The 14,116-nt window shown below is 71.7% G+C and carries 12 protein-coding genes; 4 read left to right on the top strand and 8 right to left on the bottom strand.

Annotated features, from left to right (window positions below):
* Positions 1 to 120 precede the first annotated feature (120 nt).
* A complete protein-coding gene (locus tag KGD83_RS05500) occupies positions 121 to 1,380 on the top strand; it encodes a chemotaxis protein CheA (RefSeq protein WP_212644280.1) in 1,260 nt (419 codons plus the stop codon).
* Positions 1,381 to 2,094: 714 nt separating this feature from the next.
* Positions 2,095 to 3,393, top strand: coding sequence for an HNH endonuclease signature motif containing protein (locus KGD83_RS05495; RefSeq protein ID WP_212644279.1), 1,299 nt, complete (start codon positions 2,095 to 2,097; stop codon positions 3,391 to 3,393).
* 403 nt (positions 3,394 to 3,796) lie between these two features.
* Here the strand turns inward: KGD83_RS05495 and KGD83_RS05490 are convergent, their stop codons facing one another.
* The 3 genes from KGD83_RS05490 to KGD83_RS05480 are packed head-to-tail and all read right to left on the bottom strand — an operon-like array spanning position 3,797 to position 6,296.
* The gene (locus KGD83_RS05490) at positions 3,797 to 4,438 is read right to left on the bottom strand and encodes an AAA family ATPase (protein ID WP_019609746.1); all 642 of its coding nucleotides are present in this window, start codon (positions 4,436 to 4,438) and stop codon (positions 3,797 to 3,799) included.
* Positions 4,439 to 4,472: 34 nt separating this feature from the next.
* The gene (locus KGD83_RS05485) at positions 4,473 to 4,868 is read right to left on the bottom strand and encodes a TFIIB-type zinc ribbon-containing protein (protein WP_212642821.1); all 396 of its coding nucleotides are present in this window, start codon (positions 4,866 to 4,868) and stop codon (positions 4,473 to 4,475) included.
* A gap of 48 nt (positions 4,869 to 4,916) precedes the next feature.
* Positions 4,917 to 6,296 (bottom strand): NAD(P)H-quinone dehydrogenase, encoded by a 1,380-nt coding sequence (locus KGD83_RS05480; RefSeq protein ID WP_212642820.1) that lies wholly within the window; start codon positions 6,294 to 6,296, stop codon positions 4,917 to 4,919.
* A 165-nt stretch (positions 6,297 to 6,461) separates the two neighbouring features.
* Between KGD83_RS05480 and KGD83_RS05475 the strand changes: the two genes are divergently transcribed.
* Positions 6,462 to 7,016 (top strand): gamma-glutamylcyclotransferase family protein, encoded by a 555-nt coding sequence (locus KGD83_RS05475; protein WP_212642819.1) that lies wholly within the window; start codon positions 6,462 to 6,464, stop codon positions 7,014 to 7,016.
* An 87-nt stretch (positions 7,017 to 7,103) separates the two neighbouring features.
* Positions 7,104 to 7,928: a purine-nucleoside phosphorylase gene (locus tag KGD83_RS05470; RefSeq protein ID WP_212642818.1), complete on the top strand. Its 825-nt coding sequence runs from the start codon at positions 7,104 to 7,106 to the stop codon at positions 7,926 to 7,928.
* Between the two features lie 410 nt (positions 7,929 to 8,338).
* On the opposite strand, the gene KGD83_RS05465 is transcribed toward KGD83_RS05470, so the two are convergent.
* From KGD83_RS05465 to KGD83_RS05445, 5 genes are all read right to left on the bottom strand, one after another.
* Entirely contained in the window at positions 8,339 to 8,968 is a 630-nt protein-coding gene (locus KGD83_RS05465) for a PH domain-containing protein (RefSeq protein WP_212642817.1), read from the bottom strand.
* A complete protein-coding gene (locus KGD83_RS05460) occupies positions 8,968 to 10,062 on the bottom strand; it encodes an adenosine deaminase (RefSeq protein WP_212642816.1) in 1,095 nt (364 codons plus the stop codon). Before KGD83_RS05460 ends, KGD83_RS05465 begins: the two co-directional genes overlap by 1 nt.
* A 193-nt stretch (positions 10,063 to 10,255) precedes the next feature.
* Positions 10,256 to 11,494 carry a M20 family metallopeptidase gene (locus KGD83_RS05455; RefSeq protein WP_212642815.1) on the bottom strand — a complete coding sequence of 413 codons (1,239 nt, stop codon included), beginning with the start codon at positions 11,492 to 11,494 and terminating at the stop codon, positions 10,256 to 10,258.
* 25 nt (positions 11,495 to 11,519) lie between these two features.
* A complete protein-coding gene (locus KGD83_RS05450) occupies positions 11,520 to 12,692 on the bottom strand; it encodes a glutamate--cysteine ligase (RefSeq protein ID WP_212642814.1) in 1,173 nt (390 codons plus the stop codon).
* A 181-nt stretch (positions 12,693 to 12,873) separates the two neighbouring features.
* Positions 12,874 to 13,998 (bottom strand): YihY/virulence factor BrkB family protein, encoded by a 1,125-nt coding sequence (locus tag KGD83_RS05445; protein WP_212642813.1) that lies wholly within the window; start codon positions 13,996 to 13,998, stop codon positions 12,874 to 12,876.
* Between the last annotated feature and the right edge of the window lie 118 nt (positions 13,999 to 14,116).

Here is a 14,116-nt window from a genome sequence, read left to right as displayed (position 1 = left end):
GAGTTTGTGTACTGCCGGTGAGTTCCGGCACAGGGGGAACCACGCGGGGGCACCCGTTCGTCTAGGTTGGAGAGGGAGGCGAGAGGAACGATCATGTTGCGCCGCTTGGTAACACCCACAGTGCTGACCGCCGGACTCGCGGCGGCGATGGTGAGCGCCGCGGCGGTGCCCGCCTCGGCTGACGCCCAGCCCCAACCGCCCGAGGCCCAGGCGATCGCCGAGGAGCTCGGGAACGACAACGTCTTCATCGACCCGAGCATCGACGCGATCCCCGAGGCCGAGCAGGGAATCCTGGAGTCGACCGCCGCCGATGCGGACGTCCCCGTCTACTACGTGGTCCTGCCCACCGACAGCATCTCCTCCCAGGCCGGGCTCGACGCCCTGATGAACCCCGTCATGGACGAGGTCGGCGACGGGGTCTACGGCGTGTTCGCGGGCAGCCAGACCTTCCAGGTGCTGTCCCCCAACGTCGAGGACACCGAGGCGATCCGGGAGGTGGCCATGCGGGAGGGCGGCGGCAACCAGGTCGACACCCTCGTCGCCGTCCCCGACGCGGCCACCCAGGTCGAGGAGGCCGAGCAGGCCGGGGCCACCTCCGGTTTCGTGCTCCTGGGGGTCCTGCTGGCGGTCGTCGCCGCGGGTGCGTGGTTCGTCCACCGCAGCCGCAAGAGGCGCGAGGCCGAGAAGGCCAAGCAACTGGAGGAGATCCGGCAGATGGCCACCGAGGACGTCGTGCGCCTCGGTGAGGACGTCGCCCGGCTGGAGATCGACGTATCCAAGGTCGACGACGCCACCCGCAACGACTACTCCCAGGCCATGGACGCCTACGACCAGGCCAAGGCCCAGTTGGACAACATCCGCGAGCCCGAGCAGGTCCGGCTGGTCACCAGCTCCCTGGAGGACGGCCGCTACTACATGACCGCCACCCGGGCCCGCCTCAACGGCGACCCGGTGCCCGAGCGGCGCGGCCCCTGCTTCTTCAACCCGCAGCACGGCCCGTCCGTGGAGGACGTGACCTGGGCCCCGCCCGGCGGCGCGCCCCGCGAGGTCACCGCCTGCGCCGACTGCGCGCGTGCGGTGCGCACCGGCGGCCAGCCCGACGTCCGGCTGGTCGAGGTGGACGGCGAGCGCCGCCCGTACTACGACGCCGGTCCGGCCTACTCGCCCTACGCGAGCGGCTACTTCGGGATGAACATGATGATGGGCATGTTCACCGGCATGATGATGGGCTCCATGATGGGGTCAATGATGGGCATGGGTATGGGCATGGGCGCCGGTGAGGTCGGCGCCGGAGAGGACTTCGGGGGAGGCGACTTCGGAGGCGGGGACTTCGGGGGAGGCGACTTCGGGGGCGGCGACTTCGGCGGCTTCGACTTCTGACCCGCACTCACCAGGCAGAACGATGACGGGCCCAGGGCCCCGGGCGGACCGCTCGGGGCCCTTCTCGTGTCTCCACGTTTTCCACAGGTGGGAATTGGGGCTGGTCGTGGGTGGTGCGGTGATGGTTTCCTGAAAATAGGGGGGATCCCACCCAGTGAGCTTTTCGGCGTGCCCTGAAACATCCCGCGTCCCATGCCCCGCGCCCCATGCCCCGCAGTTCACAGGCCAGCAGGGATAAATAAGCGAGGGGCAGGGAGAGGCCGTCCACAGGTTTCTCCTCTACGCGTTTCTTGGCGGGGGTTTCCGGCGGCAACGAAAGCGCGCCAGCTGCCGCGAAAGGGCACGGACGGCGGGGAACGGCCGGGGCCGGGTGGGGGTGTGGGTGGCCGACGAAAAGCGGCACCAAAGGCGGGAGCGACCACCGGAGGGCGACCAACGCCCGGGGCGTGGAGGTGGCCGGGCTCTGCTGTGTCGGCACCAACGGCAAGCGGACCCTCCGGCCTCGGGCAACGATCCCGGCACCTGCGGCCGGGCAGCTAACGGCATCCAAGGCCAAGGTGCCATTTTGGCTGAGCAATTTCAGGAGCCTTTCGGTTCGCCTGAAATGCGGTCTGTAAATCGAGAGTAGCTCCGGGAGAGAAACGCGTCGAATTCGACGTTGTGAACAGTGGAGGAAAGGGCGGGTGCTGGCCTATAATAAGAAGTATGGAGATGATGATCGCAGCGCCCGAGACGGCCCCCGGGGAATGCTCCCCGGCCGTGGCCGCGCTGGCCGGTGCGCGCGAGATCATCCACCAGGCGTTGAACACCGAGGTCCCGCCCGGAGCGGACGAGGCGGCCGCTGAGGAGATCGCGGCGCTGTGGGCCCAACTGGACCAGATCCGCTACCAGGCTCTGGCGCGGATGGCGCGTTTGTACGCACGCGGTGCGGTGGCCCGCTACAGCGGCTACTCCACGTTGGACAAGTGGATCACCCATCGGTGCAAGGTCCCTACCGCCCAGGCCAAGGATTTGGCCCGGCTGGCCCAGCACGTGCACGAGGAAACCCTGCCCGCCACCGCCCAGGCCGTGGCTGAGGGCCGGGTGGTGTTGGGTGAGGCGGTGGTGATCGCCAAGGCCACCGACACAGCCGTCCAGACCCGCGACGCCCAGCATTTCCCCGACCAGGCGCAGTACCGGCAGGGATTCGAAGCGGCGCTGGTGGCGGCCAAGGCGGAGCGGCCCGCGTTGTCGGTCAACCAACTCCAGTCGGTGGCCCGCCAGGTCGCGCATCGTTTGGATCCGCACCGTTTGGACCGCGACCACGAGGCGGCTCACGCCGCACGCGGCCTGACGGTCCATGACACGTTCCAGGGCAGCTACCAGTTGCAGGCCTGGGGCGGATCCGGGGACGCGTTGATCGTGCGCGCGGCCATCGACACCTTCACCACCCCACCTTCGGAGGAGGACACGCGCAGTCGTTCGCAGCGTGAGCACGACGCGCTCATCGCGGCGCTGCGTTTCGCCACGACCCACACCGGATGCGCCAACGCCCCCGCCCCGCTGGCGCAGATCCGCATCGTCGTACCCGTACAGACCTACCTGGACGCTCAAGGTCAGGAAGTTCCGGCGCTGGACGAGCACGGCCGAGTCATCCCGGTCGGGCTGGTGCACGAGTTGGCCGCCGACTCCGAGGTGGTGCGGATACTCACCGCCCCACCCACCGGCCAGGTGCTGGACGTGGGGCCCGGTCGACGCCTGGCCTCAGCGCGGCAACGGGCGGCCGCCTTCCACGGGCACACCACCTGCGCCCACCCGGGCGGGTGTGAGGTACCGGTCGCCCTGTGCCAGGCCGATCACGTGCGGTCGTTCTCCCGGGGCGGGCGCACCGTGGTGGCGAACCTGCAACCGTTGTGCGGGCCGCACAACCGGGCCAAGTACCAACGCGAACTACGCACACACCAACACCAACACCAGGGACGGGGACGAGACCACCCGCCCGACAGGGACCCGGTTCCACCGCTCCGGGAGTGACCCCCGGGTCGTGCCGGTCCCCGGCATGTCCGTGTCCGGCACGCCCGCGTAAGACAGGCGGCCCGGGCCCCGCGCCCACCCTCGTCGCTGCCACCGTCGCCCGCCCCCGCCCCGGGGGCCGGTAGCGCTGCCCGAGGCCCGCCAGCCCCGCCGCCTTCGCTGCCACCGCAGCAGAGCCCGACCATCACCCAACCCCGGGCGTTGGTCGCCCTCCCGCACCACTACGCGGCAGCAGGCGCCGCTGCCTCGTCCACCACCCGGAACCAGGGCGTTGAGCAGCTTCCTGAGACACCCGCCGCCTTTGGTGCCACCGCTGGAGCGAGCAACCACCTCCGCACCTCGACCGCTGATCGCCCTCACGCACCCGCGGCCAGTCCGGGGGCCTCCCGCCGACGACGTCAGTTCAGGAGGCGGCGGCCCGCACGTGTCGTTCCTCGATCCACCGGCACACGGCGTCGGCGGTCTCGCGGGGCTCGGCGCTAGTGGTGTCCAGCAGGTCGACCGGGGGCTCCAGGCGCGCGGCCTCGGACTCCACCCAGGCCGCGTACTCCAGGGCCTCGGCGATCCGCTCCTCGTCCCACTCGCGCCAGGCGGGGCGGGCCCGCAGGCGCCCGGCCAGGACATCGGGCTCGCAGGTCAGCGCGAGGTAGTGGACGTCGGTGAACAGGGCTCGCTCGGGCAGGTGCTCCAACTCCGGCGGCACCACCGTGCCGCACAGCACGACGGGCCGCCCGCTCTGCTGGACCATGGCGGCGGTGCGCAGCCAGGTGGAGCGGAACAGGCGGTGGTGGTCGGCGGGGTCGCGGAGTCCGCCGACCCAGAGGAGGTCCTGTTCAAGGACGACGAAGCGGTCGCGGAGCCGCTCCAGCAGCGCCCCGGCGATGGTGGACTTGCCGGTGCCGCTCGGCCCCGACACGCAGTACAGGGGCAGGCGCAGGAACGGGCGGGTGCGCTGGCAGAAGGCGCAGCGCAGCACGGAGACCCCCGCGGCGGTGTCGGGGGTCTCGTCCCATTCCCCGCAGTGGGTACAGATCAGCGGGTGCACGGGTTACTCGTCCAGGTCGTCGGGACTGCTCGGCTCAGTCGAAGAGGCCTTCGAGGAAGCTCTTCTTGCGGCGTCCGCCATAGCCGCGCGGGGAGTCGGGGTAGCCGCCGTGACCGCCCCGGTAGCCCTTCGGCGAGTCCGGGTAGCCGCCCCGGTATCCCTTCGGGGAGTCGGGGTAGCCGCCGTGACCGCCCCGGTAGCCCTTCGGCGAGTCCGGGTAACCGCCCCGGTGCTGCTGCGGGTAGCCGTGGGGCGGAGCCTGGTGGGGGTCGGGCGGCGGCGCGACACCGTAGTGGCGCTGCTCAGCGTTGACGACGCGCTCCAGCTCGCCCCGGTCGAGGAAAATACCCTGGCATCCGTCACACCGGTCGATGTGGACGCCCTGGCGGTCGAACGTGCGCATGGTGCTTTGACACTTGGGACAGATCACGAAACGACATTACTCGATTCTTGTCAGGAGCGGATAAAAAGGGGCTTCCTACTCCGGGGACGCCAGCATGAGCGAGCGGGCGGCCTCGGTCACGCTGCCCGACAGCGACGGGTACACCGAGAAGGTGTGCGCGATGTCGTCCACGGTCAGGCGCTGCTGGACGGCGATGGACACGCCCAGGATGAGCTCGCTGGCGCGCGGGCCGACGATGACCCCGCCCAGCACGATGCCGGTGTGCTGGCGGCAGATCAGCTTGACGAAGCCGTCCTTGACCTCGTTCATCTTGGCGCGCGGGTTGGTGTTGAGCGGCAGGGTGACCGACCGGCCGTCGATCCGGCCGCTGCGCACGTCGTCCTCGCTGGCGCCCACGGCGGCCAGTTCGGGGTGGGTGAACACGGTGGAGGCCACGGTGGAGAGCTTGAGCGGGGACACGGCCTCGCCGAGCGCGTGCCACATGGCGATGCGGCCCTGCATGGCGGCCACGGAGGCCAGCATGTTCACGCCCGTGCAGTCGCCCGCGGCGTACACGCCGGGGACGGTGGTGCGCGAGACCCGGTCGACCTCGACGAAGCCGCCGTCGCCCAGGCGGACGCCGGCCTCCTCAAGGCCCAGGTCCTGGGTGTTGGGGATCATGCCGACCGTCATCAGGCAGTGGCTGCCCTCCACCGTGCGGCCGTCGGAGAGGGTGACGAGCACGCCGTCGTCGGTGCGCACCACCGACTCCGCGCGGGTCTTGTTGAGCACGGTCATGCCGCGGCGCATGAAGACCTGCTCCAGTACCTCGGCGGCGTCGGCGTCCTGGGTGGGCATGACGCGGTCGCGCGAGGAGACCAGGGTGACCTCGGAACCGAGTGACTGGTAGGCGCTGGCGAACTCGGCGCCGGTGACGCCGGAGCCGACCACGATCAGCCTCTCCGGCAGCTCCTCCATGTCGTAGAGGTGGCGCCAGGTGAGGATGCGCTCGCCGTCGGGCTTGGCGGACGGCAGTTCGCGGGGGTGGGCGCCCGTGGCGATGAGGACGACGTCGGCGCGCAGGCGCTGGTCGCCCACGGCCACGATGTGCGGGTCGACCAGGCGGGCCTCGCCGCTGATCACCTCCACACCCTCCTTGACCAGGCGGGCGCGGGTGTCGTCGGACTGCGCCCGGGCCAGGAGTTTGATGCGGGAGTTGATCCGGTCGGTGTCCACCCGGACCGCGTCCTCGTCATGGGCGTCGCGGATACGGATGCCGAGGCTGTCGGACTCGCGTACGTAAGTGGTGCGGGTGGACGTGGCGATCAGGCTCTTGGACGGCACGCAGTCGGTGAGGACGCAGGCGCCGCCGATGCCGTCGCGTTCCACCACCGTCACGTCCGCGCCGAGCTGCGCGGCGACCAGTGCCGCCTCGTAGCCCCCGGGTCCGCCACCGATGATCACGACCTTCGTCACGCTAGCCTCACTCCCTCTGCGGCCTGGCCGCCACGCGCGTCCCCGGTCCGGGTGATATGCGGGCATGGCGCGGCACCACCTGTTTTCGTCGCTTGCTCCCATTGTCGGCCATGCCGACCGGGGGAAATAGCAGGCACCCCGGGCCAACCGGTCTACGATGGCCCCGTGTCCATCTACGCGGCGTACGGAACCAGTCTCCACCCCGGGCAGATGGCCCGGCGGGCCCCGCACTCGCCCCTCATCACCACGGGCTGGTTGGAGGGTTGGCGGCTGACCTTCGGCGAGTGCCTGCCCGAGCCCGGTGGCGCGCTGGCGACCCTGGTCGAGGACGCCGGCCGGCGGGTCTTCGTGGCGCTGTACGACCTCATGGAATGGGACGAACCCCACTTGGACTTCTGGCAGGGCGCCCTGGAGGTGCCGCGCGGGGGTCACCGCCGTCTGCGGGGCGTGTCCGAGGACGAGTACGAGGAGCTGCGGCGCAGGCGGGCGCTGTGGTCGGTCGCGGGCGACGGGCGGGCCTACCGCAAGGTCACGGTGCGCGCCCGGACGACCGACCACGGCGTGGTGACGGCCTGGGCCTACGTGCTCGACGGCTACGAGGGCGGGATGCCCTCGGCGATCCAGCTGGGCGAGCTGGCGGTGGCCGCCGAGAAGGCCGGGGCGCCCGACTGGTACGTCTCCGAGCTGCTCGCCAGGGAGTGCCTGCCCACCGAGCTGTGACCACCGCGTTCCCCTTCGGGCCGGGCGCGGGAACACACGTGCGCACGCTCCCGGACGGCGCGGTCACCCGGGGGTAGCATCCGTCGTGTGACGGAACCAGAGCAGCAGCCGAGGACGACCGGCGAGGCCAGGGAGCTGGCGGCCGACGCGGCGCGCGAACTCCTGTCCCGTACCGGTGCCGACAGCTTCGACGCGCTGGTGGTGCTCGGCTCGGGCTGGGCGGGCGCGGTGGACACGCTGGGCTCGTACGACATCGAGCTGGACGCCACCGACCTCCCCGGCTTCCACGAACCCGCCGCCGAAGGGCACTCCGGCAAGATCCGCAGCATGTGGGTGGGCGACAAGCGCGTCATCGTGTTCATGGGGCGCGTCCACCTCTACGAGGGCCGCGGCCCGTTGGAGGTGGCCCACGCGGTCCGCACGGGCGTGGCCGCGGGTGCGGCGACCGCCGTGCTGACGGGCGCCGCCGGGTCGCTGCGCACCGACTTCGCCACGGGGCAGCCCGTGGTGGTGCGCGACCACATCAACCTGACCGCCCGGTCGCCGCTGGTGGGGCCCTCGTTCGTGGACCTGTCGTCGGCCTACAGCCCCCGGCTGCGGCGGGCCGCCCAGGAGGCGGACGCCTCGGTCCCCGAGGGCGTTTACGTGTGCACGACGGGGCCGCAGACGCAGACCCCGGCGGAGCTGAAGGTGCTGCGCCAGGCGGGCGCGGACCTGGTGGGCCACTCGATCGCCCTGGAGGCGGTCGCGGCGGTGGAGGCGGGCGCCGAGGTGCTGGGGCTGGCGGTGGTCAGCAACGACGCCGTGGGGGCGGTGTTCGAGCCCTTCGAGGCCGAGCGCGCCCTGGAGGTGGTCACGCAGCGGGCCCGCAGGCTGGGTGAGCTGCTCAACAGGGTGATCGGCCAGTCCTAGGGACCGGCCTCGACGGCCCTGGGTGGTGGAGGTGGGGTGGGGCGCCTCCGACCGGGCCCGTCCGGTACCGGCGTGGCGAGCGTACACCCCGAGGCCTGGGGTGGACGGTACCGACCGGGTTCCGGTCGGAGGCAGTGCTTGCCCCGGTGCCCGCGCCGCGCGGAATCCCCGCAGATCCCGTTGGACTCGCGACCTGGGCACCCTGTACTTCCGTTATTCAGTTGAACCGCGCGCGTCACCCTCGGGCAGGGTCCGGGCGGACGGCCATCCGCGCGAAGTCGTCCGCCCGGAACACTGTCCCTTAGGCATGCCTTACCTAACCAGAACTCGGAGGGCGCGTCAACCCCCGACAAGGCGGACCCGGCCGCCACACGGGGGTGGGGCCGGGTCGGATCCGGGAGGGGCGGTGCTCAGGCGAGCAGGAACACCGCCGCGAGCAGGGCCGCGGTCGCGCCGATGACCACGATCACCTCCAGGGGGACCATGGTCTGCGGCTCGTCCTGCGCGCCCAGCGCGGCGGGGCCCGCCCCGTCCACGTCCCTGACCGGCCCGCTGAGCGGTCGCGCCTTGTGGCGCTCGGCGTCCTGGCGCAGCTGCCGGGCGGCCAGGTCCACCGGGCGCGTGGAGGCGGGGTCCCCGTCGTCGTCCGGATCGAGGAATCCACCCTCCCGGCGCATGTTGTCGCGGACCCGCTGGCGCTTGGTCTCGCGCAGCGGCCACGAGCGCACCACGCCCCCGGGCGTGTGCACCCGCAGGACGTCGGTGACGTCCACCCAGAGCACCGCCGCCCACGGCACGAAGGTCTCGCGCAGGGGGTTGACCACCCTCAGGCCGCGCTCGGTGGAGACCACGCGCGGGCGCAGCCAGACCAGGTACACCGCGGAGGCGGTCGCGATCAGCAGGGCCCCCGCGATCCAGGCCTGACGGCCCTCGCCGCGCAGGAGCACGTCCACCAGCAGCAGGGCCGCGATCACGATCCACACGATCGCCGCCACCCGCGTGAAGGTGGAGTAGTGGGTGGTGGGGTTGGGACCGTCCATCAGGAGGTCGTCCACTTCAGCTGCGCGAAGCCGGGCTTGATGACCCCGTTGATCAGCGCCAGGCGCTCGTCGAAGGGCAGGAAGGCCGACTTCATCGCGTTGACCGTGAACCACTGGATGTCGTCCCAGCCGTACCCGAAGGCCTCGGAGAGCCGGGCGAACTCCTCCGACAGGCTGGTGCCGCTCTGGAGGCGGTTGTCGGTGTTGACGGTGACGCGGAAGCGCAGGTCGCGCAGGAGCCGGATGGGGTGGTCGGCGATGGACTCCGCGGCTCCGGTCTGCACGTTGGAGCTGGGGCACATCTCCAGCGGCACCCGCTTGTCGCGCACGTACTGGGCCAGGCGGCCCAGCCGCGGGGCGCCGCCGTCGGTGTCGATGTCGTCGATGATGCGCACGCCGTGGCCCAGGCGGTCGCACCCGCACCACTGGAGGGCCTCCCAGATGGAGGGCAGGCCGAACGCCTCACCCGCGTGGATGGTGAAGTGGAAGTTCTCCCGGCGCAGGTACTCGAACGCGTCCAGGTGCCGGGTGGGCGGGTTGCCCGCCTCGGCGCCCGCGATGTCGAACCCGGACACGCCCGCGTCGCGGTAGCGGACCGCCAGCTCGGCGATCTCCGAGGAGCGGGCGGCGTGGCGCATGGCGGTGACGAGCTGGCCGGTGCGGATGCTGCGCCCCTGGTCGGCTGCGCGCTTCTGGCCGAGTTCGAGGCCCTCCTGGACGGCCTCGACGACCTCCTCCAGGGTGAGCCCGGCCTCCAGGTGCTGCTCGGGGGCGTAGCGCTGCTCGGCGTAGACCACGCCGTCGGCGGCCAGGTCCTCCGCGGCCTCGGCGGCGACCCGCACCAGGGCGTCACGGGTCTGCATGACCGCCGTGGTGTGCGCGAACGTCTCCAGGTAGAGCTCCAGCGAGCCGGAGTCGGAGGCTTCGCGGAACCACCGCCCCAGCTCCTGTGCGTCGTAGGTGGGCAGACCGGTGTAGCCGGTCTCCCGGGCCAGTTCCACGACGGTGGCCGGGCGCAGCCCGCCGTCGAGGTGGTCGTGCAGCAGTACCTTCGGCGCCCGCCGGATCTGGTCGACTGTGAGTGGCTGGTTCATGGATTCAGGATGCCACCAGCCGGGGAGCAGCCCCGACAGGCGGACGCGGGTCGCCGCACCGGACGGCCGGGCCGCGGCCGGAAGCGGTACGGCGGGTCGGCGGGCGGGGAGCCGGGCGGTGCTATGCGCTCGGGCGCGCTGGGGTCCGCCGCGGTGCGCGCGGCGGCCGGGGGCTCCCCGCCCGCGGGCCGTCTCAGGCCATGGCCTCCTCGGTGCCCACGCGCGTGTCGCGGCGCGAGCTCTCCCACAGCGCGGTCAGCGCGGTGGTCACCATGAAGCGGGTGCCCGTGCCGATGGCGCGCTCGTCCACGTCGAAGGTGCCCCGGTGCAGGTCCAGCATGGGTCCGTCCCAGTCCGGGGAGTGGGTGCCCAGGCGGGCCAGCGCGCCGGGGACGTGCTCCAGGTACCAGGCGAAGTCCTCGCCGCCCAGGCTCTGCGGAGTGGAGGCCGCCGCCTCGGGGCCCAGGGCGGCGGCGACGGCCTCGCGCATGAGGGCCACGCTGGTCGCCTCGTTGATGGTGGGCGGCACGCCCCGCCGGTAGGTCACCTCGGCCTCGGCGCCGTAGGCCGAGGCCACCGACTCCACCAGACCCTTGATGATGTCGGGGGCGGCGTGCCACGCCTCGTCGTCCAGGCAGCGCACGGTGCCCTCGGCGACGGCGTCGTCGGGGATGACGTTGGGCGCGGAACCGGCGCTGATCCTGCCCCACACCAGGCTGAACCCGGCCCGGGGGTCGATCCGCCGCGACAGCGCGGCGGGCAGCTCGGTGACGACCTTGCCCAGGGCGTAGACGAGGTCGGAGGTCAGGTGCGGGCGCGCGGTGTGCCCGCCCGGGCCCGACAGCCGCACCATGAGCTGGTCGCAGGCGGCGGTGATGCCGCCGGTGCGCAGTCCGACCCGGCCGGTCATCAGGCGGGGGTCGCAGTGCAGGGCGAAGATGCGGTCCACACCCTCCATGGCACCGGCGTTGACCACCTCCACCGCGCCGCCGGGGAGCTCCTCGGCGGGCTGGAAGATGAGGCGGACCCGGCCGGGCAGCGCGCCCGCCCGCTCCAGCTGCGCCAGGAAGACCCCGGCCGCCAGCACGACCGTGGTGTGCACGTCGTGCCCGCAGGCGTGGGCGACCCCCGGCACGGTGGAGCGGTAGGGGACGTCTTTCTCGTCCGTCAGGGGCAGGGCGTCGATGTCGGCGCGCAGGGCCACCAGGGGACCGGTGCCGGATCCGACGTCGCAGACCAGACCGGTGCCCTGGGGCAGTTCCCGCGGTTCGAGGCCCACCTCGCGCAGGCGTTCGGCGATCCGCCCCGTGGTGCGGTGTTCGGCGAAGGCGAGTTCGGGGTGCATGTGCAGGTCCCGGCGGAAGCCGCTCAGCTCCCGCCCGTGCCGCGCCAGGAAAGCGGTCAACTGTTCCGGCAGGTCATGTCCCTGCATGCGAGGGTCCCCTCTTCTCCACGTCTCAGCGCGTACCGGCTCCGTCGCCGGCACCGACCCTTGCGCGGGTGGGAGGACCGCCCTGGAGCTCGGCGGCGAGCATGTCCACGACGTCGTCGAGGGACCCGCCCTCGGCGATGACCGCGCGCTGACGTTCGTAGGAGGCGCCCTTGTCCAGGATCTCGGAGATCAGGTCCAGGTCCTCGGCGCAACCCAGGCGGGTCGCGACCGGTTTCAGCTCGCGGACAAGCTCGTACAGGTCGTCGCGGAGCGGAACCGTGGTTCCGCGCGCGTCCGTGATGACACGAGCGTCGAGTCCGTAGCGGGTGGCACGCCACTTGTTGTCCTTCACCACCCAGGACGGCGGGCTGGGCAGACCGTACCCGCGGTCGAGCTGGTGATCGAACAGCTCCACCAGGCTCTGAGAGAGCGCGGCGGCCATTCCCACCTCGCGCAGGGTGGGAATACCGTCGAACATCCGGATCTCGATGGTGCCGAAATCAGGGTGCGGACGGATGTCCCACCACACTTCCTTGATAGAGGCGATGGTACCTGCCCGGAGAAGCGTTTCGAGGTATTCCTCGAAAGCGGCCCAGTGCGGGAGGTTCGGCGGCGGCCCAGCGGTGGGCAGCGTGCCGAAGATGACGGACCGGGAGGAGGCCAGGCCGGTGTCCTGTCCGCCCCAGAACGGGCTGGACGCGCTCAGGGCGAGGAAGTGCGGCAGGTAGTGCGACAGGGCGTTGACCATGGGGATGGCCTTGTCCCTGTCGCGCACGCCGACGTGGACGTGGACGCCGCACGTCAGGATGCGCCGGACCAGCCACTGCATCTGCTCGACCAGCTCGCCGTAGCGCTTGCCGGGGCTGAGCTCCTGGTCGCGCCAGTCATCGATGGGATGGGTCCCGGAGCAGGTCAGCGTGGTCCCCCAGGGCGTGAGGACCTCCCTCATGCGGTCGAGGTTGCGGCCCAGGTCGCTCTTGGCCTCCTCGACCGTCTCGCAGATCCCGGTCACGACCTCCACCTGGGACTGCATGAGCTCGTGGCGCAGCGGCGGGGCGGAGTCGGAGCTGAGCTCGGGGAGTTCGGCGAGGAGCTTGGGCGCCTCCTGCCTCAGGTGCCGACTGCGCCGGTCGACGAGCTGGAGTTCCCACTCCACTCCGATCGTCGCGCGTTCGGACGAGTTGAATGCGATTCCCATCTGCCCTCCGAAGGGGGTGTTTGCGGCCGTCCTCGGCCGTCGCACCGTCGCGCCCCGGAGAACCGGTCAACCGGGACAGGGGAGGACTACCCCTCACGCACCGCACACATACGGGACAATCGACTCGCTTAATGCGAATTCCGTGGAAAGAATTTCTGTTTCGGGTGCGTCGCCGGAGCGCCTACGCGCGCTCGCCGCGGCGTCGGCGCAGCGCCCACGCCGCGGTGCCCGCGGCGCCGGCCGCCCCCAGCAGGGACAACATCCCGGCCAGCGCGCGCCGGGCCCGGCGGCGCTCGGCCGCCTCACTGGCCGACACCCGAGCCGAGACCCCCGCGGCCCAGTCCGGGCGGGTCCAGTCCATGCCGTACTCCTCCGGCAGGGGCAGGGAGCCGGTGTAGGGCGGCGGCATCGGCAGCCACGTGGCCGTCCACGCCGCGCTGAACATCACAAGGCGCATCACGAGGTTGATCCACACCAGCAGCCCCACCAGGACGGCGAAGGACGCGTAGACGGGGTTGCTGAGCGTCCCGGCCAGCAGCACCGCCGCCGCGGCCTTGAGGACCTCGAACCCGACCGCGCCCAGCAGGGCTCCCCTCCACATCATCCGCGTGGGCCGCCCGCTGCCCGACAGCAGCGCGAAGGCCAGCACGAAGATCGCCATGTTGGCGCCGACCGCGATGGCCAGGGCAAGCACGCGCAGGGAGAGGTTGGCCAGGAGGGAGCCGTCCAGGCCCACCAGCCCGAGGAGCCACTGCGTGGCGGTCTGGGCGACGCTGGTGAAGGCCACCGCGAGCAGCAGCGCCGCGCCCAGGCCCAGCATGACCAGCAGGTCGGCCAGCTTGCGCAGGAGGAGGTTGGGGCCCTCCTTGAGGTTCTTGAGCCAGATGGAGTGCAGGGCCTCGCGCAGCGCGGACACCGCGTTCAGGCCCGCGTAGAGCAGACCGAGCACACCGATGACACCGGCGCCCACGCGGGCCTGGGCGATCTCGTCGATGGGCAGTTGCCCGGACAGGCCCGGCAGGACGCCGTCCAGCGCCTGCTGGAGGTAGTCGCCCACCTCGACCTGCACGGCGGCGAGGTAGCCGACCGCGGCGAAGGCCAGCGCCAGCAGGGGGAAGAAGGACAGGAAGGCGAAGTAGGTGACCGCACCGGCCAACTGGTTGCCGTTGCGGTCGGCGTAGCGCTCGTAGGCCCGGACCAGGTGGTCGACGGCGGGCCTGCGCCTGCGCAGCTCCCAGTACGTGTCCATGCCCAGGTTCCGGTAGTGCCTGCCGGTGTCCCTGGCCCTGTCCAGCGCTGCGGCCACGCGGCCTCCCTCTCCGTCGCACGTATCACCCGTGTCCCTACCCCGCGCGGCCGCGCGGTCACCGGTGGCCCGCAACCGTAGCGGCGCCGCGCTCCCCCGTGAAGTCCCCGTGCCGGGT

This window comes from Nocardiopsis akebiae (assembly GCF_018316795.1).
GTDB lineage: Bacteria > Actinomycetota > Actinomycetes > Streptosporangiales > Streptosporangiaceae > Nocardiopsis > Nocardiopsis dassonvillei.
Note: the sequence above shows the minus strand (reverse complement) of the source record. Positions and strands in the feature narration are given on the sequence as shown.